Genomic DNA, 25,681 nt, shown 5'->3' on the forward strand with positions numbered 1-25,681 from the left:
CTCACCAGCGTAGAGTGGACTCATCATGACTCAGCCACTGCATTCCCGGCCTCCGCGCGTTCTGGGCCGCGGAGAGAAGGTCCAACTCACCGACCCCAAGGGGCGGATGCACACCTTCGTGCTCGCCCCGGGTGAGCACTTCCATACGAACAAGGGCCTCATCAGCCACGATGACATCATCGGGCGCACCGAGGGAATCATCGTCGCGAACTCCGGGGGAGTGGACTTCCAGGTCTTCCGCCCACGGTACGAAGACTTCGTGCTCTCCATGCCCCGTGGGGCCGCGGTCGTCTACCCGAAGGACTCGGGGCTCATCGTCACCCTCGGCGACATCTTCCCCGGCTCAGTCGTCGTCGAGGCCGGCGTCGGATCCGGAGCCCTGTCGATGGCGCTGCTGCGTGCCGTGGGCGCAGGCGGGTCCGTGCATTCGTTCGAACTGCGAGAGGAATTCGCGACGATCGCGGCCGGCAACATCGCCGACTTCTTCGACGGCGAACCGGAGAACTGGTCGGTCACCGTCGGTGATCTCGCCGAGACCCTGCCGCAGACGTTCGGACCCGGCAGCGTCGACCGCGTCGTCCTCGACATGCTGACCCCCTGGAACACCCTCCAAGCCGTCAGCGAAGCGCTGACACCCGGCGGAATCGTCATCGCCTATGTGGCCACCGTCCCGCAGCTGTCCCGTTTCGTCGAAGCCCTGCGCGCTTCCGGCAGGTTCGCCGAACCCGAGTCGATGGAGGCCATGGTCCGCGGCTGGCACGTCGACGGACTCGCGGTCCGCCCCGACCACCGGATGATCGCCCACACCGGGTTCCTCATCATGGCCCGCCGGATGGCCGACGGCATCAGCCCGCTGGAGAAGAAGAAGCGCCCTCAGGGAGCCACCGCGGCCGCCGAGGATGTGGCGGCGTGGACGGGACCCGAGGTCACCGAGGCGGCCATCGGCACCCGCACCGCACACGGGAAGAAGCTGCGCCGGGTGATGCGCGAGGCCGGCAGACGCCTGCGCGACGAGCCCGAAGGATCCGGCGAAACGCCGACCACAGATGTCACAGACAGCCCGACCGACACGAGCACAGGGCCGAAGGAGGATCGATGACAGAGACCACGACCGAGGTGAAGAAGCTGCGCGAGGACACCGCGTCCCTGCGCCAGCAGCTCTACACAGCGGGCAAACGCAACGAGGCACTGTCGAAGACTCTGCGCACGGCCCGCGATGAGCTGGGCAGGATCAAAGAGGAGGCCAGGCGACTGACCGAGCCGCCGAACAACTGGGGGACACTCATCGCCCTCGGCGAGAATGCAGTGACCGCCGACGTCATCGTCGGCGGCCGCCGCATGCGTGTGGCCGTCGCCCCCGAGGTTGAGCCCGAGGTCCTGCATGCCGGAGCCGATGTGCTCCTGTCCGAAGGTCTCGTCATCATCGGCACCGGCGACTTCCCGCCCGTGGGATCGGTCGTCAACGTCCGCGAATTCGTCGACTCCCAGCGCATCCTCGTCGGAGCTCCCGGCGATGACGAACAGGTCTTCACCCTCGCTGCCGGCCTCGTCGAATCGGGACTGCGCGTCGGCGATGCCGTCGTCGTCGACACCCGCACCCACTATGCGCTGCAGGTCGTCGAGAAGCCCGAGGTGTCCTCGCTGCTGCTCGAAGAGGTCCCCGACATCACCTACTCGGACATCGGCGGACTGGCCGACCAGATCGAACAGATCAAGGATGCCGTCGAACTGCCCTTCGAACATCCCGAGCTCTACACCGAGCACGGACTCAAACCGCCCAAGGGGATCCTGCTCTACGGACCTCCCGGCTGCGGAAAGACGCTCATCGCAAAGGCCGTGGCGAACTCCCTGGCCGATCGCACCGGCACGGTGCGCACGAGCAAGACCTACTTCCTCAACATCAAAGGCCCGGAGCTGCTGGACAAGTACGTCGGTGAGACCGAACGTCAGCTGCGCCTGATCTTCGCCCGAGCGCGGGAGAAGGCCTCGGCAGGTTTCCCCGTCGTGGTGTTCTTCGACGAGATGGAATCGCTGTTCCGCACCCGCGGCACCGGCAAGTCCTCGGACGTGGAGACGACGATCGTGCCGCAGCTGCTCACGGAGATCGACGGTGTCGAACAGCTCGACAACGTCATCGTCATCGGTGCCTCGAACCGTGAGGATCTCATCGACCCTGCGATCCTGCGTCCCGGTCGCCTGGATGTGAAGATCCGCATCGAACGTCCCGACGCCGACGCGGCCCGGGACATCTTCGAGAAGTACCTCACGGCCGACCTGCCCCTGCACTCGAGCGTACTCGCCGGTCATGACACCCCCGCCGAGGCGGTCGCCGCGCTGATCGACAGCTGTGTCGAACGGATGTTCGCTGAGACACCGGAGAACGAATTCGTCGAGGTCAGCTATGCCGACGGTTCGAAGGAAATCCTCCACTTCTCTGCTTTCGCCTCCGGTGCGATGATCCACAACATCGTCGACCGTGCGAAGAAGGCGGCGATCAAGTCGCTGCTCGACACCGGTGAGCGCGGTCTGCGTCCTGGACACTTCGAGGATGCCATCGCCGAGGAATTCAGCGAGCACGAGGATCTGCCGAACACGACGAACCCCGACGAATGGGCACGGATCTCCGGGCGCAAGGGCGAGCGGGTCACTCATCTGCGGATGATGCACCTCGATACGACCAGGGGAGCCCCGACCGTGCCCTATGAGACCGAGATCGCCGAGGTGCGGCCGAACTCCGATCTCGTCTGAGTCTGCCGATGATCACGATGCGATGAACCGAGAGCCCGTCGTCTCCGTCGGTCGACGGAAGCGGCGGGCTCGGTTCGAAGTCAGGCGTCGGGCCGACGCGCGCAGATGTTCAGCGGCTGCGTCTGCGGCGGCCCGAACCGCCGGAGACGGCTGTGGCGATGAGGCGCCAGCCGACCAGAGTGATGAGATTGAGCGAGGTCGCCACGATCATGAAGCTCACCGGCACCGCAACCGGGTCCCCGCCGGCACCGGTGACTCCGCGCAGGACGAGCCCGACGAGGACGGTGATCGCCCAGACGCCGGTGCCCGTGGCCAGAGGAGCGATCGGCCGATCCCACACGGCCGTGAGCAGCCACGCGATGACGAGGGCTGCGACGAAGGGCCACGCTGTGGTCATCAGCCCCTGCGGATCGAAATTGTGAGAATGTGTGTAATGACCGACGATCGTGAACAGAACCACGAGGATGAGGTCGACGATCAGTGCGATGGGGAGATGCGATTTCTTCGTTGCCACGTCCCCGAGTCTAGACCTTGGAGGAGAATCAGATGCTCAGAGTCAGGCGCGTCATGGGGGCCGAGACCGAGTTCGGCCTCAGCCAGCCGGGCAACCCGCGGGCGAACCCGATGCGGGACTCGGCGCGTGTCGTCGACGCCTATGCCGGTCTCCGCGGGCTGAAGTCCTCCCAGAACTTCTGGGACTTCGCCACCGAGTCTCCGCTGGCCGATGCCCGCGGCTTCTTCATGAACATCGCCGACGCCGATGCCACCCAGCTGACCCACGTCCCGGCCGACGATGTCGAAGCCCAGTATCTGGCGAATGTCGTCACGGAGAACGGCGCCCGCTACTACGTCGACCACGCCCATCCCGAATACTCCTCCCCGGAGGTGCTCACCCCGCGCGATATCGTCACCTTCGACCGAGCCGGCGACCTCGTCGCATTGGAGTCGGTGCGGACGCTCGAGAAGAGCGCGGAGCCGGTCAATCTGTACAAGAACAACACGGACTCCAAGGGAGCTTCCTACGGCACCCATGAGAACTACCTCGTCGACCGGTCCACGGACTTCGATGACATCGTGGCCGGCCTCGTCCCGTTCTTCGTCACCCGTCAGATCCTGTGCGGATCGGGACGGGTCGGCATCGGTCGCGAGGGGGAGGGCAAAGGCTTCCAGATCTCGTCCCGGGCGGACTTCTTCGAAGCCGAAGTGGGACTCGAGACGACCCTGCGGCGGCCCATCGTCAACACCCGTGACGAACCGCACGCCGACCCGGCGAAGTACCGCCGTCTGCACGTGATCATCGGCGACGCCACGCTGGCGGAACCGGCGACGTTCGTCCGCTTCGGATCGACCTCCCTCGTCCTCGGACTCATCGAGGCCGGACTGGCGCCGCGGATCGAACTCGCGGATCCCCTGCAGTCGCTGTGGGACGTCAGCCACGACCTGGGCCTGTCGGCCCCGCTGCCGCTGGCCGACGGGACGACGAAGACGGCCCTGGAGATCCAGGAGATCTTCTATTCCGCCTGTCTCGAGCACGCCGACCCGGATGATGTCGAGACGAGCGAGGTGCTCGCCGAATGGCGCCGATTCCTCGACGGGCTCTCGACCGATCCGACGACTCTGGCCGACTCCATCGACTGGGTCGCCAAATGGGTGCTGCTGTCAAGCTACCGCTCCCGGGAAGGAATCGACTGGGACCATCCGAAGCTCGCCCTCATCGACGTCCAGTACCACGATGTGCGCCCGGAGAAGGGGCTGTTCCACAAGCTCGAACGGGCCGGACGCATCCGCCGGATGACCACAGACGCCGAGGTCGAAGCCGCCGTGACCAACGCCCCCGACGGGACCCGGGCGTTCCTGCGCTCCCTGGCGGTCAGCCGCCTCGGCGAGGATCTGGTGGCCGCGAGCTGGGATTCGCTCGTGCTCAACGCGGGATCCTTCGGCGTGGTGCGCCTGCCCATGCACGAACCGCTCAAGGGCACCCGCGAACTGCTTGCCGATCGGGTTGAGGGAATCGGGACCGCCGAGGGCCTGCTGGAGGCACTCGGAGTGGATAGACTGAGCGTGAAGAACGACTGAAGGAGTGTGAGATGAGCTCGCAGGAACAGGTCCAGAGAGACAAATCGTCCGGTGGGGGAGACGCCCCCGTCGATCCGCCGGAGGCAGTGCAGGGACAGATCAACACTCAGAACGTCGACTCCATCCTCGACGAGATCGACGGTGTGCTCGAATCGAATGCGGAGGAGTTCGTCAAGAACTTCGTACAGAAGGGCGGCCAATGAGATGGCAGGATTCCCTCCTGCCTTCTTGAGTTCGACGAGCAACTCCTTCGTCGAACTCGCCCGCTCCCTGGCGCCCGAAGCGCTGCCGCACCCCGGCGGCCGGGATCTGGCCGAACAGGCCCCGGACGGCACGACGATCATCTGCTTCCGCACGGCCGGCGGAATACTCATGGCCGGTGACCGGAGGGCGACGATCGGCAACCTCATCGCGTCGCATTCGATGGAGAAGGTCGATGCCGCCGATGACTTCTCCGTCATCGGCATCGCCGGCACCGCCGGTGTCGCACTCGACCTCATCCGGCTGTTCCAGCTCGAGCTCGAACACTACGAGAAGATCGAAGGCGCGCGCCTCTCGCTCAACGGCAAAGCCAACCGCTTAGCGGCGATGCTGCGCGGAAACCTCGGCCTGGCGATGCAGGGTCTGACCGTCGTCCCGCTGTTCGCCGGAGTCGACGAATCGAGACCGCAGGGTCAGATCTTCAGCTTCGACGTCACCGGCGGAAAGTACGAAGAGCACCGGTTCCATTCCATCGGCTCCGGATCCGGGTTCGCCCGCGGGGCACTGAAGAAGCTGTGGCGGGCCGATCTCGACCACGAGCAGGCGATCTCCGTGGCCGTCGAAGCCCTCTTCGACGCCTCCGACGACGATTCGGCGACCGGCGGGCCCGATTTCGTCCGCCGGATCGCCCCGACGATCTGCACCGTCGACCTTGACAACGGTGTCACCGAAATCGATTCGGCCACCGTCCTGGACACCGCCACCGAGGTCGTCGCCCGCCGCACCGCTGCCGCCCGGTGATGACCACGGCACCGTTACCGCGAAAGGATCGTGGATGAGTCAGGCACCGTTCTACGTCTCGCCCGAACAGCTGATGAAGGACCGGGCGGACTTCGCCCGCAAGGGCATCGCCCGAGGCCGGTCCGTCGTCGTCATGCGCTTCGACGAAGGCATCCTGCTGCTGGCGGAGAACCCGTCACCGACGCTGCACAAGATCGCTGAGATCTACGACCGGATCGGCTTCGCCGCCGTCGGCAAATACAACGAATTCGAGACGCTGCGCCAGGCCGGAGTCCGCTACGCGGACCTGCGCGGGTACTCCTACGACCGCACCGACGTCACCGCTCGGGGACTGACGAACGCCTACGCACAGACGCTGGCCGGAGTCTTCACCACCGAATCGAAGCCCTTCGAAGTCGAACTCGTCGTCGCCGAGCTCGGAGTCGCACCGGAGGGGGACCAGCTCTACCGACTCAGCTACGACGGGTCCGTCATCGACGAGACCGAACACGTGGCCATCGGCGGTCAGGCCGATGCGATCACCGCCTCCCTGGCCGGAGTGCGCAGCTCGCAGATGACTCTGCGGGAAGTGTTCGACCACGGCGTGGCCGCGCTGGGAGCCGCCACCCAGGCGACCTTGGACACCGATGCGCTGGAGGCCGCTGTCCTCGACCGCACCACGACGAAGCAGAGGACATTCCGACGCCTCGACGATGCGGCGATGAGCCGACTGCGGGAGGACTGAGTGGCACGCATCTACGGACTCGAAACCGAATACGGACTCGCCCACACCGCCGATTCAGAGGGCCGCCGCATCGGCCCCGAGGAGATCGCCCGCTACCTCTTCCGACCCGTCGTCGAATGGGGCCGGTCCTCGAATGTGTTTCTCCCCAACGGGTCACGCCTCTACCTCGACGTCGGATCCCACCCGGAATACGCGACTGCCGAATGCGATGACTTAGGCGATCTGCTCGCCCAGGACCGGGCCGGCGAAGGCCTGATGATCGATCTGCTTGACAAGGCACAGTCCGCGCTCGAGGCCGACGACATCGGCGGACGCGTGCACATGGTCAAGAACAACACGGACGCGGCAGGAAACTCCTACGGTTCCCACGAGAACTTCCTGATCCGCCGCACACTCGACTTCAACCGGCTGACCACGGTGCTGCTGCCCTTCCTCGTCTCGAGGCAGCTGCTCGTCGGGGCCGGAGCCGTCATCCCCCGCCGTTCGGCGTTCGCCCCCGACGAGGAGGCCGACCGGTCGGAGATGATGTTCGGCCTCTCCGCCCGCTCCGATGTCATGTGGGAGGGACTGTCCTCGGCGACGACGCGGTCGCGACCGATCATCAACGCGCGCGACGAACCGCACGCGGACGCGGAGAAGTACCGGCGGCTGCACGTCATCGTCGGGGATTCCTCGATGTCGACGGCCACCTCGGCGCTCAAGATCGGATCCGCGGTGCTCATGCTCGACCTCATCGAACAGGGCGCCAGGATCCCGGAGAACGGGCTGCGCCACCCGGTGCGCGATATTCGTCTCGTCGCCCGCGACCTCACCGGGCAGGTCGTGCTCGAACGTACGGACGGGACCACGACGACTCCGCTGGGACTGCTCGGCGACTACCGGGATCGGGCCCAGCGGATCGTGGAATCCGGGGAGCACAGCCTCGGCGATGATGATCTCGCCCACTATGTCATCGATCTGTGGACACGGATGCTCACAGCCGTGGAATCCCAGGACTTCTCGAGCGTGGACACGGAGATCGACTGGGTGATGAAACGCACCCTCATCGAGCGGTCCATGCAGCGCGGCATCGCCGATATCGCCGATGCGCGCATTCACCGCCTCGACATCGCCTTCCACGACATCACCCCCGCAACGGGCCTGTTTCCCAAACTCGAAGCCGCCGGGATGGCGAAGAGCCTCGTTCCCGCCGAGGCGGCCGAGCGGGCCAAGGACACACCGCCGGCGAGCACGCGCGCTGCGATCCGCGGCGAATTCGTGCGCGCCGCTCACGCCGCCCGTCGGGACTACACCGTCGACTGGGTGCACCTGCGGCTCAACGACGAATCCGGTCGAGCAGTCGCGCTCAAAGACCCGTTCGCGACGACTCACCCGCAGGCGGAAACACTCATCGCGGGCCTGTAAGATCGCCCTGTGATCCGGTCGAGCCCCCATCCGGGCACGGCCTCCCGTGACGAAAGGAAACCAGTGCGCACCAAAGTGCTCAGCGCCATCGCGGCCGGCCTGCTGCTGCTCTCGGCCTGCGGACAGGGTGAGGAGTCAGAGGACTCGACCACACCTCCGCCGTCGGTGGCCGCTCAGGACGCGAAGTCGACCGGTCTCGACGACATCACCGTCGACGGCAAGATCGGGAAGAAACCCGAGGTCAGCTTCGAGGCTCCACTGGTCATCGACGAGACCGAGAAGAAGGTGCTCAAGAAGGGCACCGGCGACAAGATCGCCGAGGGCGAGCAGGTCACGGCACAGATGACACTGGTCTCCGGCACGACCGGCAAGACCGTCGAGTCCAGCTACGATTCGGATTCCGCCGCCGGATTCCCCATGGACAAGGCCCAGATCTCCGAAGACCTCTTTGACGCGCTCATCGACGTCAAGGTCGGATCGCGCGTGATGATGTCGCTCAACGGCAGCGCCCAGCAGGGCGAAGCCTCCCAGACGCTGGTCTACATCATCGATGTCGAGGACACGACGAAACCGCTGACTCGCGCCGAAGGCACGAAAGCCGACCAGTCGGACAACCCCGTCACCGTGAAGTGGGGTGACGACGGTGCTCCGTCGATCTCGAAGCCGAAGGGCAAGAAGCCGACCGAGCTTGAGTCCTACACGACGATCGAGGGCGAAGGCCAGGAGGTCAAGAAAGGCCAGAGCGTCTCCGTGAAGTACTCCGGTTGGCTCTGGGACGACACGTCGAAGACCTTCGACTCGAACTGGAAGAAGGGCGGACAGCCTTTCGTCGTCGCCCCGGTCGGCGAGGCTCAGGTCATCGACGGCTGGAATGAGGGACTCGTCGGTCAGAAGGTCGGCGACCAGGTCGTCCTCGTCGTCCCACCGGACAAGGGCTATGGCGAACAGGGCAGCGAACCGTCCATTCCCGGCGATGCGACACTGATCTTCGTCGTCGACATCCTCTCTGCCCAGGGCTGAGACCCAACGGTCCGACACCGAGCGACACCTCAACAGAACCGACACCAGGAGGAACATATGAGCAAGCAGAAGCCCGAAGTCGACTTCCCCGGCGGAGACGCCCCGACCGAGCTCATCATCACCGATGATGTGATCGGCACCGGCGCCGAGGCGGGGTCCGGCGACACCGTGAGCGTGCACTATGTCGGAGTCGCCTATTCCACGGGCGAAGAGTTCGACGCTTCGTACAACCGCGGCACCCCGCTGGAGTTCCGTCTCGGCTCCGGAATGGTCATCTCCGGCTGGGACCAGGGCATCCAGGGGATGAAGGTCGGCGGACGCCGCACCCTGCAGATCCCGCCGCACCTGGCGTACGGCGACCAGGGGGCCGGCGGGGTCATCGGGCCCGGTGAGTCCCTGATCTTCGTGTGCGACCTCGAGAACGTGCGCTGAGAGACAGCAATAGGACCAACACGCGCTGATTCTGCCTGAGACGACTGTGGCCGGGTTCTTCGGAACCCGGCCACCTCTGTCTTTCCCGACGCGGAGGGGGATTCTGCGAGGACGAGGCGGCGGACTGAGTGTTCGACGTGGTCAGCGGCGGGCGAGTTCGGCGGCGCACCGTCCCGCAGCGGCCGCGGCGAGGAACGATGCGGCATCGGCCGGCAGCTTCCTGCCCATCGTCGACAGCCGCACCGGGGAGGTGCCCAAGGCATCCCACAGCCCGGTCAGGTCGACATCGACGAGATCATGCATCTGCAGACGAGGCAGCTGTCCGGCCACGGTCTCGGCCACGACATTCGGGTCCGGATCCATCTCGGCCCGCTCCGCCTCGGCGAGGGTGGAGAAATCGGGCACCGGCACGGTCATCCCCGCCCGGGCGACCTCACTCAGCGGAGTCAGCGAATGATGGGAGATGCCGAAATGACGGCCTCGGGCATCGGCATTCGACATCCGCAGCAGACCGACCGGACGCCCGCCGAGGAGGGCCGCGGCATTGAGATGCTCACCGGTGACCAACCCCGAATACCCGTACTTCGTGCCCGTGCCCAGATTCCCGGGACCCTGAGCGACGATGGCGATGTCGGCGGCCATCACGTGCTTGGCCGCGAGCAGCCCCGTATGGATGGTCACAGCTTCCAGATCACCGCCCCAGGCCTGGCCGGTGCTGATCGACCCGCTCAGCCACCCGGCGTCCTTGAGCCCGGCGACGGCCTGCGAGAACGGGGCCGGCAGTGCCGCACCGTCGCTGAGCACATACACCACTGACAGGGACGGGTCGACGGCACGGATTCCGGCGATCACCGCGGGCAGAGCCGAATGCAGGTCGGCCACGACCACGGGCATGCCGTCGAGGTGTTCCGCCTCGGCGAGGGTGGAATGATGCTGCGATTCCTGATCGTCGACGCCGAGGACCATCGTCTGCAGGGGCGAATAGCGGTCCTTGACCAGATGACCGGGACCTTCCGGCGGGTCGGCCGGCAGGGCATCGGGCAGGGCGATGATGAGTCCGAACCCTCCCGTGCCCAGACGCTTCGCGAGAGCCGAGACATTGACGATGACGGCGTCGGCCGTCGTCGGCTGCCCGACGGCATCGGTATAGGCGACCGCCCGGATGGATCTCACATCGGTGCCCGGCAGAGCCTCGTCCAGTTCGACGTCGACCTCTGTGTATCCTGGCCGGGTGGAGCGAATCGCTGCGACGATTCCTTTGCGCCAATGAATCATGGTCCCAAGACTATCGCCCGGCCTAGGTTACGGTGGAATCGTGAACACACCCCGCACCAGCAGACAGAGACAGCAGACCGAACGTCTGATGAATCTGCTGATCGCCCTGCGCGCGTCCCGCGGTTGGGTGTCGCGCAAGACTCTGATGAGCGCCATCGACGGCTATTCCGGACTCGACGAGGTCGCCTTCGATCGCAAATTCTCCCGCGACAAGGAACTGCTGCGGCATATGGGCATCACCATCGCCACCCGAGCCGAACACGACTCCTACGGTGATGTGGGGGAGACCGGCTACCGGATCTCCACCGCCGACTATGCGATGGACGACGTCGATCTCACCCCCGCCGAGGTGGCCGCCGTGACCGTGGCCGCCGCATTCTGGTCCGAAACCGAACTCGGGGAGTCCTCCGCCCAGGCGCTGACGAAGCTGCGCGCTCTCGGCATCGACCTCGATCAGTCCGCGGACGGGCCGGGAGCCGTCGACCCGGGCACCGCCGCGCACAGGCTGGCCAGCGCGAACTTCGCCGCCGCCCTCCATCACATCAACGCCCGCGAAGCCATCGGATTCCGCTATCACAAGCCCGGCCAGAGCGTGCGGAAGGTGCGCCTGGAACCCTTTGCGCTGCTCAGTCGTGGTGACCGCGTCTACCTCTTCGGCTTCGACCTCGATCGGCAGGCGCGTCGCACCTTCCGACTCTCCCGCGTCGAGGGTGGAATCGCGAAGCTCGGCGGCCGTGAACCCGGAGACTATGAGATCCCCGAGGACTTCTCCCCGCAGCTGGCGCTGCAGTCGAGCTCGGAGATGGCCGTCGTCGCCGAGGCGACGCTGCGCATCCGCGCCCACCGGGCCGATCCGCTGCGACGCCGACAGATCCGCAGCGACGGAGACGAAGTGATCATCGGCTGTTCCGATGTCGACGCCCTGGCCGCTGAGATCGTCGGTTTCGGTGATGCCGTCGATGCCGTCGACCCGCCCGAGCTCGTGCGAGCCGTCGACCGCAGACGCGAGGCGATCCGGGAGTCGCTCAACCGCTTGGGAGGCGCCAGTGTCCTCAGCGCGTGAACGTCTCACCCGGCTGCTCAGCCTCGTGCCCTACCTCGACGCCCATCCGGGAGCGGATCTCGAAGACACTGCCGCCTACTTCGGCATCGACTCCGACACTCTCATCGACGATCTGCAGCTGCTCTTCGTCACCGGCCGACCCGGACATATGCCCGATGACCTCATCGATGCGTCCTGGGAGGGCGGACAGATCTTCATCTCCAACGCCGAGGAGGTCTCCGTGCCCGTGCGGCTGAGTGCCGAGGAGGCCGGCGTCCTCGTCCTCGCCCTCGACATGCTCTCGTCCCTGCCCGGGCTCGACTCCGAAGCGGTGGCCACTGCGGCGTCCAAACTGCGTGTGGCGGCGGGGGAGAACCTGCGCACCGCGGTCGATGTCAGTCCCATCGACGTCGATGAGGAGCTGCTGGCCGCTCTGCGGCAGGCCGTCGAGGACGGGACGGCGCTGCGCATAGACTACTACGTGGGGTCCCGCGACGAACTCACGACGCGGACCATCGCCCCGACCCGTCTCGTGCCCGGCGCCGATTGGTATGTCGACGCCTGGTGCTATTCGGCCGGGGCTCCGCGCCGTTTCGCCCTGGGCCGCATCCGGTCCTGGGAACCGGCGGCGCACCCCCCGATGTCGGTGAGCGAAGCGGCGACGACCTCATACGAGGTCACCCTCGGTCTCGCGGCGAGAGGAGCATGGCTGGCAGATGAACTCGACGTGACGAATCGGGAATATCTCGACAGCGGTGAGACGAGTGTGCGTATCCGTCTGCTCGTGCACTCGGTGGCTTGGCTCAGCCGGTTTCTGCTCTGTCACGCCGATGTGATCACCGAAATCGATGACACCGAAGCGGTTGCGGCCGCTCTGCGCAGGCTCGGCTGAGACGAAGACCGCGTCCGAATGTGGATGAAAGGCTCAGCCGCAGCGCGTAGAATCGTCCACAGCATCAACAATCCAAGGAGAGCTCCCCATGAAACCGAGTTTCGTGCAGATCGCGATCGTGATCCTCATCATCGTGATCATCTTCGGCGCACCCAAACTGCCGCAGCTGGCCCGAAGCCTGGGACAGTCGATGAAGATCTTCAAGTCCGAGGTCAAGGATCTGCGCGGCGACGAGGACGAATCCGGCACGAGCAAGACCACCGAGCCGGGAGCGCTCAATCAGAACTCCTCGACCGATTCCGCCGCGGCCACCGGTGAGACCACCGGAACCGAGGAGTCGCGGCGAGAGAAGCAGGACCCGCAGTCTCACGAGAAGTGAAAGAGAACAGTCAGCGGAAGCCATCTCGATCACGGAAGAGCAATCCTGAGAAGAAGATGCCCGTCGTCGGGCACCTCGTCGAGTTGCGCAACCGGGTCATCATCTCCGCCATCGCCATGGCCCTCGGTGCGGTGGCCGGCTGGTTCCTCTACGATCCCGTCCTCGATATCCTCCAAGAGCCGATCCGGACCATCCGAGACAACGGCGGTCGGATGGCCGAGATCAACTTCGCCGGAGTCGCCTCGCCCTTCGACCTGAAGATCAAACTCTCGTTCTTCATCGGTCTCTTCCTCTCCTGCCCGATCTGGCTCTATGAGGTCTGGGCCTTCATCGTGCCGGGTCTGAAGCGGAAGGAGAAGCTGTACTCCCTCGGATTCCTCGGCGCGGCGATCCCGCTGTTCCTGGCCGGGTCGACGATGGCGTTCTTCGCGCTGCCCAACGCGGTGAAGGCGCTGACCTCGTTCACCCCCGAGGGCGGCACGAACATCATCCCGGCACAGGACTACCTGAGCTTCGTGATGGTCATCATCGTGGTCTTCGGACTCGCCTTCGTCCTGCCGGTGCTCATGGTGGGACTGAACATGCTCGGGATCCTGTCGGCGGAGAGGATCAAGAAGTCGTGGCGCATCATCGTCATGCTCGTCTTCCTGTTCGCCGCGATCGCCACCCCGACTCCGGACGCAATGTCCATGTTCTTCCTCGTCATCCCCATGATGACGCTGTTCTGCCTGGCGTGGGTGATCTGCGTCTTCAACGATCGCCGACGCAAGAAGCGGCTCATCGCGCAGGGCCTGTGGGTCGACGAGGACGAACTGACCGACGAAGAGAAGAATGACTGACTCCACACCACTTTCGACCGACACCTCTGCGGAGCAACCGCTGAGCCCCTCCGCCGCCTATGCCGACTTCAAGGCGCGTGCAGAGTTCGCGCGCACACCCTTGGGCGAGTTCATGGAGCGCACCGAGTTCGACCTCGACGACTTCCAGATCGAAGCCTGCAGCCATCTGCAGGAGGGCGAGGACGTGCTGGTCACCGCGCCGACCGGAGCGGGCAAGACGCTCATTGCGGAGTTCGCTGTGCAATTGGCGCGGGGCGAGGGCAAACGGATCTTCTACACCACGCCGATCAAGGCGCTGAGCAATCAGAAGTTCAATGACCTCGCCGAGGTGCACGGAGCCGAGAACGTCGGGCTGCTCACCGGTGACACCTCGATCCGACGCGACGCGCCGATCATCGTCATGACCACCGAAGTGCTGCGCAACATGCTCTACAACGATGTGGCAGGTCTGGCGGATCTCGGCTTCGTCGTCCTCGACGAAGTCCATTACCTCGCCGACCGGTTCCGCGGCCCCGTGTGGGAAGAGGTCATCATCCACCTTCCCGACCGTGTGCAGATGGTGTCGCTGTCGGCGACGGTGTCCAACGTCGAGGAGTTCGGTGCCTGGCTGCGCGAGGTCAGAGGACCGACGACGATCGTGTCGACGAGCCACCGGCCCGTGCCCCTGGTCAACCATGTCCTCGTCGGCCACCGGATGTACGACCTGTTCACGCACACCGATTCCGATCGGATCGACCCGGCGCTCAACCATGCCACGCGCACTCACGGGGGACCGCGCTCGAAGCGCGCGCGTGCCACCCGGGCGCGGTTCCGTCGTCCCAGCCGCACTCAGGTGGTGGCCTCCCTCGCCGAGGCGGCCATGCTGCCGGCGATCATGTTCATCTTCTCCCGCAACGGCTGCGACGAAGCCGTCGAACAGTACCTGAGCACGGGCACCGACCTGAATTCGAGGGAAGAGAAGACGATCGTCAACGCCGCTCTCGAATCCCTGCGCGATGAGCTCGCCGATGAAGACCTCGGCATCCTCGGCTATCACACCTTCCGTGAGGGTCTGCTGCTCGGCGTGGCCGCCCACCACGCGGGGATGATCCCGCAGTTCAAGCAGCTCGTCGAAGAGCTGTTCTCGCAGGGAATCATCAAGGTCGTCTTCGCCACGGAGACCCTGGCCCTGGGCATCAACATGCCTGCACGCACCGTCGTACTCGAGAAGCTCGTGAAGTTCAACGGCGAAGCGCATGTGATGATCACGCCGGGGGAGTACACGCAGCTGACCGGACGGGCCGGTCGCCGCGGAATCGATCGAATCGGCCATTCGGTCGTGGTGTGGCACCCGACCATCGAAGTCAGCGAGCTGGCGGCCCTGGCCTCGAACCGCTCCTACGCGCTGAACTCCGCTTTCGGACCGACCTACAATATGACGGCGAACCTGCTGTCGCGGATGGGCTCGGACGAAGCCGCCAAGGTGCTTGAAACCTCGTTCGCCCAGTTCCAAGCCGATAAGGCCGTTGTCGGCCTGGCCCGGAAGGTGCGAAAGAACGAAGCCACGATCGAGGCGTACGAGAAGTCCATGCACTGCGATCTCGGCGACTTCTCCGAATACGCCGGACTGCGTCGGGCGATCTCGGACACGCAGAAGCAGGAGACGCGGACGAAGTCGCGGAACAAGCAGCGCGATATCGTCGAATCACTCACCGCACTCAAGATCGGCGATGTGGTGATGATGCCTGCGAAACGGGTCGGCGGACGCGCGGTCATCATCGCCCCGATGAGCAACAAGGACGGCGTCTCCCGACTGCCCACCGTGCTCACCGAGCAGGGCAAGGTGTGGCACCTGCGCCCGCACGAGGTGACCGAACCCGTCGCCTCTCAGGGGCGAGTACGGGTGCCGAAGAAGTTCAACCACCGGCAGGCAGGCGATCGCAGGCAGCTGCTGTCCATCCTCGATGCCGCCGTTCACGACGGTCGGGTCGATTCCGAAGCTCACTGGGAATCGAGCCGGCAGCATCAGGGCGAAAGCACCACCGTGACCGAGCTCCAGGCGCAGATGCGGGCACACCCCTGCCATGACTGCCCGGACCGGGAGCTCCACGCTCGATGGGCCACCCGTGCTGACAAGCTCATCAGGGAGAACGATTCGCTCATCGCCCGCATCGAAGGCCGCACCACTTCGATCGCTTTGGTCTTCGACCGTGTCCAGGATGTGCTGCGCGGTCTCGGTTTCGACCCCGCACACTCGACGATGCTGCGCCGCATCTACGGAGAACGTGATCTGCTGGTGGCGCTGACGATCCGCGCCGGTCTGTGGGACCGCCTCGATGAGCCGGAACTCGCGGCCTTCGCGTCGATCTTCGTGTTCCAGTCGCGCAGGGACACCCTCACAGCGCACCGGGCCCCGAGCGCCGATCTCAAAGCCGTCTGCGACGAATCCGAGACGATCTGGCGTCGGCTCTTCCACCTCGAAGAGCAGCATGCGCTGAACACGACGGACGAACCGGACCGTGGCCTGATCAGACCGATGTACCGGTGGACCGAAGGCAAAACGCTCTCGGAGTCCCTGCGGGGCAGCGATATCGCCGCCGGAGACTTCGTCAGATGGGCCAAACAGAGCCTCGATCTGCTCGGTCAGGTCGCTGAAGTCATCGATGCGGAGACCGCAGTGCGGGTGCGTCGCACGATCGAAGCCATCCGTCGCGGAGTCGTCGCCGACTCCTGACCGTCGCCGGAATCTGTCCGTCGTCGTCACCGGACAGAGTGGGCACCTTGATCGATACGGGCTCGAGACCGGGCCTCGGCTCCCCGCAGGAGCCGGGGCCCGGTCTCACCGTCTCAGCGGCGGACCTTCTTGACGATGTTCTCGATATCGGAGCCGAATGCGTTCTCGGTCGTCAGATAGGTCCACGTCGACGACGGACGTTTGAGACCATGCGATTCGAGATCGATTCCCTCATCGGTGATCGTCGCCTCCTCGATCGTCGCCTTCGAATCGTCGATCACATCTGACCAGAACGACGAGAAGACGCGGATCGACTCTGTGTTGAACGCTTCGTGCGGTTTCTCCCGGGCGAAGGTGCGCAGGTGGATGCCCTCACGCAGATCGTTGAGGAAGGCGAGGTGATCGACCCAACGCGCGTCGAGGTGGAAGAGCATGACTTCGCGGAGAACCGACTCCAGCAGCTCCTCCGAATGCTCCTGTGCGATCTCATCGGCACGGTCGCCGAGTTCGTCTCGCAGCTGACTGACCGGTTCGTCGTCCTTGCGGATCTCGGCTCGGCGTTCGAGGACGAGTTCGCGCTGTTTGGCCATGAGTTCATTGAAACGCCAGGTGTCACGGTGCAGTGCGGTGTTCTGCCCCTCGGCGATGCGCTGAGCATGCTCGACGAGGCCGAGAGCGCGCTTGGACTCGATGAGCCCGGTCTCGTCGCCCTCGGAGACGAAGCGCTGGATCTCGGGAACCCTGGTGAGCAGTTCATCTTCGAGGCTGGTGAAGAACACGGACGTGCCGGGATCACCCTGACGACCCGCACGACCGCGCAGCTGGTCATCGAGACGCGAAGAGGGATAGCGACCGGCACCGATGACGAGGAGACCGCCGGCATCGGCGACGTCATCGTCGGCCAGACGGATATCGGTGCCGCGTCCGGCCATCTGAGTGGACACCGTCACCGCACCGGGCGCACCCGCCTTCGCGATGATCTCGGCTTCCCGGGAATCGTCCTTCGCATTCAGCACCGCGGCTTCGATTCCGCGTTCGGTCAGCCGATCGGCCAGGGACTCGCTCTCGGCCACCGACGAGGTGCCGATGAGCACGGGACGGCTGCGGGCATGATTGTCGGCGACCTCTTCGACGATCGCGCGTTCCTTCGACTCCTGGTAGGTGAACAGGCGATCGGGTTCGTCGATGCGGATCACGGGCAGGTGAGTGTCGATGGGCACGATCTCCAGCCCATAGAATTCGCGCAGGTCGTCGCCGACGGCCAGCGCGGTGCCGGTCATTCCGCACACCGTCGCATAACCGTGGATGAGCTCCTCGACGGTCATCTGGTCGAGGATCTCCCCGCTGTCGGTGGCCTCCAGGCTCTCCTTGGCTTCGACAGCGGCTTGGAGCCCGTCGGGCCAGCGCTGGAGTTCGGCGACGCGACCGCGGGAGGAGGAGATGAGTTTGATCCGTCCGTCGACGACAAGGTAGTCGACATCGCGTTTGACCAGTGCCCGGGCGTGGAGAGCGAGGTTGACGGCGGCGAGCGTCTCGGCATCCTCTCCGAAGAGTGCGACCTCGAGTTCTTCTTCGACCCGGTCGACTCCGGCGTCGGTGAGTGAGACGGCATGACGGTCGGCGCTGACCTCATAGTCGGTGTCCGGGCTGAGCCGGGACACGAGTGCTGCGATGGCGGCATCGGTGTCCTGCACACTGGCAGAGCCCGCGAGGACCAGCGGCACGCGCGCTTCGTCGATGAGCACCGAGTCGGCCTCATCGACGATGACGACATCACGTTCGGGGACCCGCTGATCGGCATCATCGGTGAGGAACCGATCACGGAGGACGTCGAATCCGACCTCGGTCACCGAGGCGTAGACGACCTCGGCACGGTAGGCCTCACGGCGTTCGTCGTCGGTCTGCGCACCGGAGATCGCGGCGGATTTCACACCGAGGAGGTCGAACAGCGGCTTCATCCAGCTGCGGTCACGGACGGCGAGGTAGTCGTTGACGCTGACGACGTGCACACGTCGTCCCTGGAGGGCGTAGCCGGCTGCCGCCAGGGCACCGACGAGAGTCTTGCCCTCACCGGTGGCCATCTGCACGATGCTGCCCTGCAGGAGCCCGACGAGCCCGCGCAGCTGTGTGTCGTAGGCCCGTTCGTCCAAGACCCGCTCACCGGCTTCGCGCGCCAGAGCGCAGTAGCGGATGAGCGTCTGCTGCTGGCTGCCCGATGTGAAGACCTCAGCGGCGGCTTCCGTGAGCTCGGCATCGCTGAGCTCGGAGAATTCGCGCCCGGCCGCTCCCAGATCGTCGACGGCGCGCTCGAACCAACCTGTCGTCTTCTCCGCATGAGAGCCGGGTCGGTTGAGCAGGCGAGAGAGAAATCCCATTGTCGTCCTTCGTCGTGTGTACGTCGGTGTCGAGTCTAGCGTTCAGCACATCGGCCACGAACCGTCGACGACTGCTTCGGCGTTGCCCTTCTTCCGCAGCCAGGCCTGCAGCCGTGCCGCCTGTGAGCGCTTCCAATCGGCCTGCGCGGCCATGATCTCAGCGTTGCTGAGCACAGAGATTTCCGTGGACTTTTCGGCCAATGCTCGGGAAATGTCCAGAGCGGCCAGGGCATCGGCAGCGGCATCGTGGGCGTCGAGGAGTTCGACCTGGTAGATCTTCGCCGTTTCGATCAGCGTCCGCTTGCCCCTGCGGTAGGGATCGATGTTCTTGTCGACGACGAAGGTGTCGACGATCGTCGGGATGATCGACGGGAAATCGATGTCCGGGCGGTGGCGAGCCACCTCGGCGGCCATCACGCTGAGGTCGTAGACGACGTTGTGTCCGACGACGACGGCGCCTTCCTCCCTGAGTGCGGCGAACTCCGCACACAGTTCGCTGACCACCTGAGCGGCGGCCGCACCGTTGGCCTGAGCGAATTCGGTCGTGATTCCGTGAACCGCTCGCGCCGATTCCGGGATCTCGATTCCCGGATTGGCCAGCCACGTGCGCACCTGTGCGGCCGAGTCGACGAAGGCGGCGGTGACGATGCGGGCAGTGGCCGGTTCGACCCCGGTGGTCTCGAGGTCGAAGCCGACGAGCCGCGACTGCACCCACGAACCGGCACCGCCGGTCCGCGGTGTCGACTCAGCCGATCGCTCCGGCCCCGGCTGTCCCGATGCGCCGCCCTGCATCGGGGCGTCTGCCGGCGCCGAGCCGCCGGTGCCGGCCACGGATTCGAGCGCGGCGATGAGGTTGTCGACGGAGCGACGGATGTTCTGCCCTTCAGCGGCGCTGTCGACTCCAGCGCGGTCGAAACCGTTCGGAACCGACTCGAGGTCGATGCCGTGGTCGACGTCGGTCAGGCAGCGCATGACCTCGAGCGTCTTGTACAGGGTGTCTTCGACCTCGATGATCGTCGCTGCCCGCTTCGGGCTGAGTCCACCGGACTTCACTCCGGCTTTGGCGGCCTTGACGATCGACTCGAGGGAGCCGAAGTTCTCCAGCAGGGTCGCAGCGGTCTTCTCCCCGATGCCGGGAGCTCCGGGGAGACCGTCGGACGGGTCGCCGCGCAACGCTGCGAGCTCACGGTAGCGGGTGCCGTCGGGCACTCCGTAGGCGCTCGGCAGATCGGCCTGGGTCACGGCTTCCCACTCGCCGCCCTTGCGGGGCCGCAGGACGCTGACCTCGGTGGTCGAGTCGAGTAGAGCCAACAGGTCGCGGTCGGGGGAGACGATGACCACGGGGGTCGTCGACTGGGCGGCCATCGTGGCGATGACGTCATCGGCTTCGGTTCCCGCCACCTCGGCGATGGGGATTCCGGCGGCGGCGAGGACACGATTCATGATCGGCAGCTGCACGGCCAGCTCGGGTGGGATCTCCGTTCCCGCTTCCTCATCCTTGACTCGCGCCGCCTTGTATTCGGGCATGATCGCGGTGCGGAAGGCCGGACGCCAATCGGCGTCCATCGTCGCGATCACACGATCGGTGTCGAAGCGGCGCACCATCTGGGCCACGGTGTCGAGCACCCCGCGCACGGCGTTGACCGGATGACCGTCGGCGTTGACGATCGAATCCGGCACCGAATAGAAGGCGCGGTAGTACAGAGCAGGCGTATCTAGCAGAACCAAGGGCTTCACAATCGATGACGATACCCGACCGTCCTGACACAGGTGTAGCCGCAACGGCCGACGGTGTAGCCTGTCGGCTGTGACTATGTACTTTGGTGGAGATGTTTACAGCAGTGTCGACCCTTTTGCGACGGCATTGGGATGCACAGACGGAAAGGTCTCGTTCATCGGTTCCGATGAAGCGGCCAAGGCTCTGGACCCGGAGGCGATCGACCTCGGTGAGGACTTCCTCACCCCGGGCTTCGTCCACGCCGGGCTGGTCGTGGACGGTTCGGCACCGACGGCTGCCGACCTCCACGCGCAGGGGTTCACCCATGTGCATGCGATCGGCACCGCCGAGGCGGTCGCGCAGTTCGCCGCCGACGCTCCGGATGGACTGTCGATCGTCGACTATCCGCAGCTGGGCACTGAGTCCGGTGCGGCCGGGCGCGCGTCGATTGCGGCCGGTGATCTCCTCGGGCTCGGTGAGCTTCCGGCGCTCAGCCTCTTCGTGCTCGTCGATTCGAATGAGCAGCTCACCAGCGTGCTCGACGCTCTGAGCGCCGATGCCGCTCATGCTCAGCGCCACGGATATCGCCTGCGTCTGGGCTTCGCCGTTTCGGAGGCCGAAGTCGAACACCTCGGCCGCAGCGGAGTCGCCATCACCCTCGACCCCGGACAGGCGCAGCCCTTGGCCCAGCTGCTGGCGGCCGGAGCGCAGGTGTCCCTCAGCCATTCCGACCCCTCGCCCTGGGCGGCGGTGCGCAATGCCGTCGTCGGCGACGGCGGGATCGGCGCACGAGCCGCCTTCAATGCCGCGACGCGCTTCGCTCATCGTGCGGCCGGCAATCCCGAAGGCGGAGTTCTCGCTCACGGAGCCGATGCCGACATCGTGCGGTGGAAGGTCGAACGTCTCGTCGTCCAGGTCGCCGACCCGCGCGTCGCGGCCTGGAGCACCGATCCGCGATCGGGAACACCGGGGCTGCCCGAGCTGTCGCCGGACGTGGCGTTGCCCACGTGCGTCGAACTCTGAGTCGAACAGGTCAGGGCAGGGCCGCCTCGGCGAGGTCGGGAGGCCGGGCTCTCGTCGCCCCTGTCGCACATGTCGGCGAGTCCAGCCGACACGCCGACGTGGGGAAAATTTCGATTTCGCTCCTAAGGCTCTGAGCTGGGGAATCAGTCATCCGTCCAGGTCACAGCGATTTTGCAAAGTCTGTGTCGACTACTAGATTCGAAGCGAACATTCCGCTTGCTGCGGGATGGAGTCGGCACCCCCGTCAATAGATAACTCACTGCTTCGGCAGCGTGGTCCGAAGGCGGGGGTGTCGACTCATTGTCCGGACCCGCCACCGCGTATCGTGGAGTCCGTGCTTTCCAAGATTCTTGTCGTCATCCCCACCTTCAACGAACGTCTCGCCCTCCCCGTGACCCTGGCCGGACTGTTCGAACAGCAGCCCGACATCGATGTCCTCATCGTCGATGACGGCTCTCCCGACGGGACGGGGGAGTGGGCAGATGAGCAGGCTCGCGAAGATGCCCGCATCAATGTCCTCCACCGCACCGAGAAGTCCGGACTCGGCATGGCCTATATCGCGGGGTTCGAATGGGCTCTCGAACGTGACTACGAGATCATCTGCGAATTCGATGCCGACGGCTCTCACCGCCCGCTCGACCTCGGACAGCTGCTCGACGCCGCCCGAGAAGGACGAGGCGACCTCATCATCGGATCACGGTGGGTTCCGGGCGGAGAGATCGTCGATTGGCCCAGGTCCCGGTACTTCCTCTCCCGTGGCGCGAACGTCTACGTCAACGCCGTCATGGGTCTGGGAGTCAAGGATGCGACGGCCGGATTCCGCGCGTACACCCGACCGGTGCTCGAAGCTCTCGACCTCTCCGGCGTGCAGTCGCAGGGATACTGCTTTCAGATCGATATGACCTACCGCACCGTCGAAGCCGGTTTCCGGGTCACAGAGTTGCCCATCGTCTTCGTCGAACGCGAGTTGGGCGAATCGAAGATGAGCGGATCGATCATCACCGAGGCCTTCACGAAGGTCGCAGGTTGGGGACTGACCCGCCGTCGCAGGCAGGCACAACGTCTCCTGAGCCGCACCTCGCCGGCCACCTGAACCCCTTATTGCTACCTGACGGCGGCCCAGCAACCTGGCGCCAGGTTGCTGGGCCGCCGTCAGGTAGCAATAGGGGTGGAGGCGCTGATGCGAATGAGGGGGTGCAGGTCCGAAGACCTGCACCCCCTCAGGGTTCTCAGCGCAGCTGAATCAGCTCTGGGCGGGAACCTCGCCGCGGCGGATCGCGAGGCGCTCATCGAGGAGCACCTGGAGTTCATCGAAGGACCGGCGCTCGAGGAGCATGTCCCAGTGGGAGCGCACATGCTTGACGGGCTCGCCATCGGGTTCATTGACTCCCACACGGACGCCGATGCCATGGAGACCGGAATCCCAGGTCGAGGGGACCTCGGCTTCGATCGAGAACGGCACCTTGAAACGGGTGCCGTCTTCGCATTCGAATTCGACCATCTGACGGGGAGCCGGCTCGACGCCCTCTTCGGTTTCGAGGCTGCGCGAGCCCAACTGTGTTCCGCGGAGACTGCGTTCGCTCATATCTAAGACCTTCCGACTCGACTGCACACCTTGGACGCAATGCAACAGTCTACCGTGCCCGAATATTCCTCGCCGACGGCCCGTGACGGCATACGCGTCGTTGCCTCGACCGGAATGTCGCGAGGCCACGTCGGAGGGACGTCGGCTCAGCCGTGCCGGCGCCCCAGCACCTCGAGGCCGAGTTCCACATCATCGGTGACGATTCCGTCGACACCGAGGTCGAGCAGAGACTGCATCGTCTGTTCGTCGTTGATCGTCCAAACATGGACGAGCAGACCCGACTGGTGCGCCCAGGCAACGAAATCAGCGGTGACCACCGGGATCCGCTTGAACGACATCGGCACCTGCAGTGCGTCGACTCCCGGAGGCAGGGGAGCGGCCCCACGATCGGGAACCCCCGGCACTCGACCGAGGGCGAACAGGGCGGTCTCCGTCCTCCCCGTCGACGTGCGCACTCCGGGCAGAGCCGTGCGCAGGCGCCGCAGGGTCGCCGAGTCGAAGGAGGCCAGACGGAGACGATCAGCGGCGTTGAAATTGTGAACGAAGCGAATCATCGGACCGATGCTGTGAGCTGCCTTGACATCGATGTTCCACTGCACCTGCGGCAAGGCTTCGAACAGGGCGTCGAGGCGGGGGAGTCGGCCTCCCGCGAGGAGCTCGACCTCGTCGAGTTCGTCCGCACCGAGTTCGCGGATGGAATGGGACAGTCCGGCGATGCGGTTGAGATCGGCATCATGGGCGGCGAAGAGGACGCCGTCGGCGGAGGCGTGGACGTCGGTCTCCATCCACTGCACCCCGACCGCTGCCGCAGCGGCGAAGGCATCGAGGGTGTTTTCGCTCATCCCCGGCCACAGGCCGCCTCGGTGCGCGATGATCTCTGGGTCTGCGGTGACCTCCGGCTGGGAATTCATGGTCCAATCCTAATCAGGGTGTTGATTTCGCAGGGGGTCTGTTCAAGGATGGACGTATGAGCTCACACCGCGAACCCCTCGAACCCGACGACGTCATCGACGCGACCGCGAAGACCCCGACCGAACGTGCACGCCGGGCCGCCGGACGCGCTTACAGCGTTGCGAGCACCGGTGTGAAGAGCGTGCGTGAGGCGGCCTCGACCTCCCGCCTCATCGAAGCCACCGAGAACGGTGTCAACCGCGCGCTCGGGACCGTCTCGCACGCGATCGATGACGCTGTGCGCAGCGGCAAGGTCGAGAGGGCCTTCGACAGGGCTCAGGAAACCGTGACGACGGGAGCCGACGGTGTCCGGAGACTGGTGAAGCGCAAGCCTCGCTGACTCTCACTGCCTGAATCCCACTGCGATCGGCCCCGACCGCGAACAGCCGTCGGGGTTCTGCTGACCGACGATGCGCAGACGTACTCCGTGAGCAGAGTCTCATCCATGTGGCACGCCGATTCGGTGAGCCACATTGCTTTTGTAACAGTTCCTTAATTAGAATCAGTGAACATAACGATCCGATAACTTGGAGTCTCTCCTCAAGCGCACCGTCGCGAGAGGTCTTCCCCTCTGCATCTCCGAGTTGCCGAAGCACTCTCTGATGACGACGAGGAACACCACTGTGGGCAGACACTCAGCACCGAGCACCAAGAAGACCGATTCGATCTTCTCTGCGCTGACAGCGAAGAAGAAGGCCGGCCGCCACGCACCTGTCGGTCGGCAGAACACCGCCGGGGGAGTGCTGGCAGCAGTCCGCACCCGCCCAGTCCTCTCCGCTTTCGTCGTGCCGACTGCCGCAACGGCTGCTGTCGTCGCGTCGAGCTTGGCCATGGCACCCAATGACTCCTCCACAGGCGGCCAGGTCGTGGCCGAAGCTCCGGCTGTCGCCATCTCCGACCCGACCAAGGCCACGGACGAGTTCCTCGCCAAGGCGAAGAAGCAGGCCGAGGAGAAGCCCGCAGACGTCACGATCGACACGCATATCGAGACCCCGAGCCCAAAGCCGTCGAAGACCGCTGACAAGAAGACCGAAGGATCGACCGGCGGGGGAGAATCGTCCAGCGGCGATGCCGCCGATGAGAACGACGGACCGTCGAACTCGGGCGAGTCGGTCGGCGAATCCGGCAGCTGCCCGATGTCGTACTACGGCGGCGGCGACGGCTTCGACGGCAAGCAGACCGCCAACGGCGAGATCTTCGATACGAACAAGCTCACCGCCGCGCACAAGACCCTGCCCTTCGGTTCCAAGGTGAAGATCACGAACACCGCCAATGGCAAGTCCGTGACCGTGCGCGTCAACGATCGCGGTCCCTACCACGGCAGCCGCTGCTTCGACCTGTCGAAGGCCGCCATGGAGGCAGTCGGCGGCGTCGGCGCCGGACAGATCAACGGCAAGTACGAAGTGCAGTGACTGGACCTCTATCTGCGGATTCCGCAGCTGAACGCGCTGGAAAACGAATTTCGAATTGTTCGCTGGCTCAAA

At 65.3% G+C, this 25,681-nt stretch carries 24 protein-coding genes; 18 read left to right on the forward strand and 6 right to left on the reverse strand.

Going from position 1 to position 25,681, the window contains the following annotated elements:
- Positions 1-25: 25 nt before the first annotated feature.
- Both GUY37_RS09090 and arc read left to right on the forward strand, forming a co-directional pair.
- Entirely contained in the window at positions 26-1,099 is a 1,074-nt protein-coding gene (locus GUY37_RS09090) for a tRNA (adenine-N1)-methyltransferase (protein ID WP_166824756.1), read from the forward strand.
- Entirely contained in the window at positions 1,096-2,748 is a 1,653-nt protein-coding gene (gene arc / locus GUY37_RS09095; RefSeq protein WP_166824759.1) for a proteasome ATPase, read from the forward strand. Before GUY37_RS09090 ends, arc begins: the two co-directional genes overlap by 4 nt.
- A gap of 109 nt (positions 2,749-2,857) precedes the next feature.
- Here arc and GUY37_RS09100 read toward each other — a convergent pair whose 3' ends face one another.
- Complete coding sequence (locus tag GUY37_RS09100; protein WP_166824762.1) at positions 2,858-3,262, reverse strand: DUF3054 domain-containing protein; 405 nt, start codon at positions 3,260-3,262, stop codon at positions 2,858-2,860.
- Positions 3,263-3,294: 32 nt separating this feature from the next.
- On the opposite strand from GUY37_RS09100, the gene dop reads away from it, so the two are divergent.
- From dop to GUY37_RS09135, 7 genes are all read left to right on the forward strand, one after another.
- A complete protein-coding gene (gene dop, locus GUY37_RS09105) occupies positions 3,295-4,824 on the forward strand; it encodes a depupylase/deamidase Dop (protein WP_166824765.1) in 1,530 nt (509 codons plus the stop codon).
- Between the two features lie 11 nt (positions 4,825-4,835).
- On the forward strand, positions 4,836-5,027 hold the full coding sequence (locus tag GUY37_RS09110) for a ubiquitin-like protein Pup (protein WP_025778371.1): 192 nt from the start codon (positions 4,836-4,838) through the stop codon (positions 5,025-5,027).
- A gap of 1 nt (position 5,028) precedes the next feature.
- Positions 5,029-5,826, forward strand: coding sequence for a proteasome subunit beta (gene prcB / locus GUY37_RS09115; RefSeq protein ID WP_166824768.1), 798 nt, complete (start codon positions 5,029-5,031; stop codon positions 5,824-5,826).
- A 34-nt stretch (positions 5,827-5,860) separates the two neighbouring features.
- A complete protein-coding gene (prcA, locus tag GUY37_RS09120; RefSeq protein ID WP_166824771.1) occupies positions 5,861-6,550 on the forward strand; it encodes a proteasome subunit alpha in 690 nt (229 codons plus the stop codon).
- A complete protein-coding gene (pafA, locus tag GUY37_RS09125) occupies positions 6,551-7,954 on the forward strand; it encodes a Pup--protein ligase (RefSeq protein WP_166824774.1) in 1,404 nt (467 codons plus the stop codon).
- Between the two features lie 63 nt (positions 7,955-8,017).
- On the forward strand, positions 8,018-8,974 hold the full coding sequence (locus GUY37_RS09130) for an FKBP-type peptidyl-prolyl cis-trans isomerase (RefSeq protein WP_228278450.1): 957 nt from the start codon (positions 8,018-8,020) through the stop codon (positions 8,972-8,974).
- Between the two features lie 57 nt (positions 8,975-9,031).
- Complete coding sequence (locus tag GUY37_RS09135; RefSeq protein WP_166824778.1) at positions 9,032-9,406, forward strand: FKBP-type peptidyl-prolyl cis-trans isomerase; 375 nt, start codon at positions 9,032-9,034, stop codon at positions 9,404-9,406.
- Between the two features lie 141 nt (positions 9,407-9,547).
- Here GUY37_RS09135 and GUY37_RS09140 read toward each other — a convergent pair whose 3' ends face one another.
- On the reverse strand, positions 9,548-10,681 hold the full coding sequence (locus tag GUY37_RS09140) for a DUF3866 family protein (RefSeq protein WP_166824781.1): 1,134 nt from the start codon (positions 10,679-10,681) through the stop codon (positions 9,548-9,550).
- Between the two features lie 40 nt (positions 10,682-10,721).
- On the opposite strand from GUY37_RS09140, the gene GUY37_RS09145 reads away from it, so the two are divergent.
- From GUY37_RS09145 to GUY37_RS09165, 5 genes are all read left to right on the forward strand, one after another.
- Complete coding sequence (locus GUY37_RS09145) at positions 10,722-11,744, forward strand: helix-turn-helix transcriptional regulator (RefSeq protein ID WP_227492537.1); 1,023 nt, start codon at positions 10,722-10,724, stop codon at positions 11,742-11,744.
- The gene (locus tag GUY37_RS09150; RefSeq protein ID WP_166824784.1) at positions 11,728-12,615 is read left to right on the forward strand and encodes a WYL domain-containing transcriptional regulator; all 888 of its coding nucleotides are present in this window, start codon (positions 11,728-11,730) and stop codon (positions 12,613-12,615) included. Before GUY37_RS09145 ends, GUY37_RS09150 begins: the two co-directional genes overlap by 17 nt.
- Before the next feature lie 88 nt (positions 12,616-12,703).
- Complete coding sequence (tatA, locus tag GUY37_RS09155) at positions 12,704-12,994, forward strand: twin-arginine translocase TatA/TatE family subunit (RefSeq protein WP_152346445.1); 291 nt, start codon at positions 12,704-12,706, stop codon at positions 12,992-12,994.
- The gene (tatC, locus tag GUY37_RS09160; RefSeq protein WP_323127533.1) at positions 12,991-13,833 is read left to right on the forward strand and encodes a twin-arginine translocase subunit TatC; all 843 of its coding nucleotides are present in this window, start codon (positions 12,991-12,993) and stop codon (positions 13,831-13,833) included. The genes tatA and tatC overlap by 4 nt, the downstream gene beginning before the upstream one ends.
- Positions 13,826-16,546 carry a DEAD/DEAH box helicase gene (locus GUY37_RS09165; protein WP_166824787.1) on the forward strand — a complete coding sequence of 907 codons (2,721 nt, stop codon included), beginning with the start codon at positions 13,826-13,828 and terminating at the stop codon, positions 16,544-16,546. The genes tatC and GUY37_RS09165 overlap by 8 nt, the downstream gene beginning before the upstream one ends.
- Positions 16,547-16,659: 113 nt before the next feature.
- Here GUY37_RS09165 and secA2 read toward each other — a convergent pair whose 3' ends face one another.
- Positions 16,660-18,921 carry an accessory Sec system translocase SecA2 gene (gene secA2, locus GUY37_RS09170; RefSeq protein WP_166824790.1) on the reverse strand — a complete coding sequence of 754 codons (2,262 nt, stop codon included), beginning with the start codon at positions 18,919-18,921 and terminating at the stop codon, positions 16,660-16,662.
- 42 nt (positions 18,922-18,963) lie between these two features.
- Entirely contained in the window at positions 18,964-20,658 is a 1,695-nt protein-coding gene (locus GUY37_RS09175) for a 5'-3' exonuclease H3TH domain-containing protein (protein WP_228278451.1), read from the reverse strand.
- A 76-nt stretch (positions 20,659-20,734) separates the two neighbouring features.
- Here GUY37_RS09175 and GUY37_RS09180 point away from each other — a divergent pair, with 76 nt between their 5' ends.
- Together GUY37_RS09180 and GUY37_RS09185 are read left to right on the forward strand one after the other, a co-directional pair.
- Positions 20,735-21,661, forward strand: coding sequence for an amidohydrolase family protein (locus GUY37_RS09180; protein WP_166829584.1), 927 nt, complete (start codon positions 20,735-20,737; stop codon positions 21,659-21,661).
- Between the two features lie 334 nt (positions 21,662-21,995).
- Positions 21,996-22,754 carry a polyprenol monophosphomannose synthase gene (locus GUY37_RS09185; protein WP_228278452.1) on the forward strand — a complete coding sequence of 253 codons (759 nt, stop codon included), beginning with the start codon at positions 21,996-21,998 and terminating at the stop codon, positions 22,752-22,754.
- 150 nt (positions 22,755-22,904) lie between these two features.
- On the opposite strand, the gene GUY37_RS09190 is transcribed toward GUY37_RS09185, so the two are convergent.
- Positions 22,905-23,246 carry an RNA polymerase-binding protein RbpA gene (locus GUY37_RS09190; protein ID WP_135808267.1) on the reverse strand — a complete coding sequence of 114 codons (342 nt, stop codon included), beginning with the start codon at positions 23,244-23,246 and terminating at the stop codon, positions 22,905-22,907.
- 146 nt (positions 23,247-23,392) lie between these two features.
- Positions 23,393-24,157 (reverse strand): glycerophosphodiester phosphodiesterase family protein, encoded by a 765-nt coding sequence (locus tag GUY37_RS09195; protein ID WP_166824796.1) that lies wholly within the window; start codon positions 24,155-24,157, stop codon positions 23,393-23,395.
- A gap of 56 nt (positions 24,158-24,213) precedes the next feature.
- Between GUY37_RS09195 and GUY37_RS09200 the strand changes: the two genes are divergently transcribed.
- Together GUY37_RS09200 and GUY37_RS09205 are read left to right on the forward strand one after the other, a co-directional pair.
- The gene (locus tag GUY37_RS09200; RefSeq protein WP_152346450.1) at positions 24,214-24,537 is read left to right on the forward strand and encodes a hypothetical protein; all 324 of its coding nucleotides are present in this window, start codon (positions 24,214-24,216) and stop codon (positions 24,535-24,537) included.
- A gap of 283 nt (positions 24,538-24,820) precedes the next feature.
- Entirely contained in the window at positions 24,821-25,609 is a 789-nt protein-coding gene (locus GUY37_RS09205; RefSeq protein WP_208094815.1) for a septal ring lytic transglycosylase RlpA family protein, read from the forward strand.
- The last annotated feature ends 72 nt before the right edge of the window (positions 25,610-25,681 follow it).

Source organism: Brevibacterium limosum, assembly GCF_011617705.1.
GTDB lineage: Bacteria > Actinomycetota > Actinomycetes > Actinomycetales > Brevibacteriaceae > Brevibacterium > Brevibacterium limosum.

What these genes read in the sequence shown, in the direction of transcription:
- GUY37_RS09110 (WP_025778371.1), top strand. Translation starts at nt 4,836, where the DNA reads ATGAGCTCGCAGGAACAGGTCCAGAGAGACAAATCGTCCGGTGGGGGA.
- GUY37_RS09180 (WP_166829584.1), top strand. Translation starts at nt 20,735, where the DNA reads ATGTACTTTGGTGGAGATGTTTACAGCAGTGTCGACCCTTTTGCGACG.
- GUY37_RS09200 (WP_152346450.1), top strand. Translation starts at nt 24,214, where the DNA reads ATGAGCTCACACCGCGAACCCCTCGAACCCGACGACGTCATCGACGCG.
- GUY37_RS09190 (WP_135808267.1), bottom strand. Translation starts at nt 23,246, where the DNA reads ATGAGCGAACGCAGTCTCCGCGGAACACAGTTGGGCTCGCGCAGCCTC.
- tatA (WP_152346445.1), top strand. Translation starts at nt 12,704, where the DNA reads ATGAAACCGAGTTTCGTGCAGATCGCGATCGTGATCCTCATCATCGTG.
- GUY37_RS09195 (WP_166824796.1), bottom strand. Translation starts at nt 24,157, where the DNA reads ATGAATTCCCAGCCGGAGGTCACCGCAGACCCAGAGATCATCGCGCAC.
- GUY37_RS09090 (WP_166824756.1), top strand. Translation starts at nt 26, where the DNA reads ATGACTCAGCCACTGCATTCCCGGCCTCCGCGCGTTCTGGGCCGCGGA.
- prcB (WP_166824768.1), top strand. Translation starts at nt 5,029, where the DNA reads ATGGCAGGATTCCCTCCTGCCTTCTTGAGTTCGACGAGCAACTCCTTC.
- dop (WP_166824765.1), top strand. Translation starts at nt 3,295, where the DNA reads ATGCTCAGAGTCAGGCGCGTCATGGGGGCCGAGACCGAGTTCGGCCTC.
- secA2 (WP_166824790.1), bottom strand. Translation starts at nt 18,921, where the DNA reads ATGGGATTTCTCTCTCGCCTGCTCAACCGACCCGGCTCTCATGCGGAG.
- prcA (WP_166824771.1), top strand. Translation starts at nt 5,861, where the DNA reads ATGAGTCAGGCACCGTTCTACGTCTCGCCCGAACAGCTGATGAAGGAC.
- GUY37_RS09140 (WP_166824781.1), bottom strand. Translation starts at nt 10,681, where the DNA reads ATGATTCATTGGCGCAAAGGAATCGTCGCAGCGATTCGCTCCACCCGG.
- arc (WP_166824759.1), top strand. Translation starts at nt 1,096, where the DNA reads ATGACAGAGACCACGACCGAGGTGAAGAAGCTGCGCGAGGACACCGCG.
- GUY37_RS09165 (WP_166824787.1), top strand. Translation starts at nt 13,826, where the DNA reads ATGACTGACTCCACACCACTTTCGACCGACACCTCTGCGGAGCAACCG.
- GUY37_RS09135 (WP_166824778.1), top strand. Translation starts at nt 9,032, where the DNA reads ATGAGCAAGCAGAAGCCCGAAGTCGACTTCCCCGGCGGAGACGCCCCG.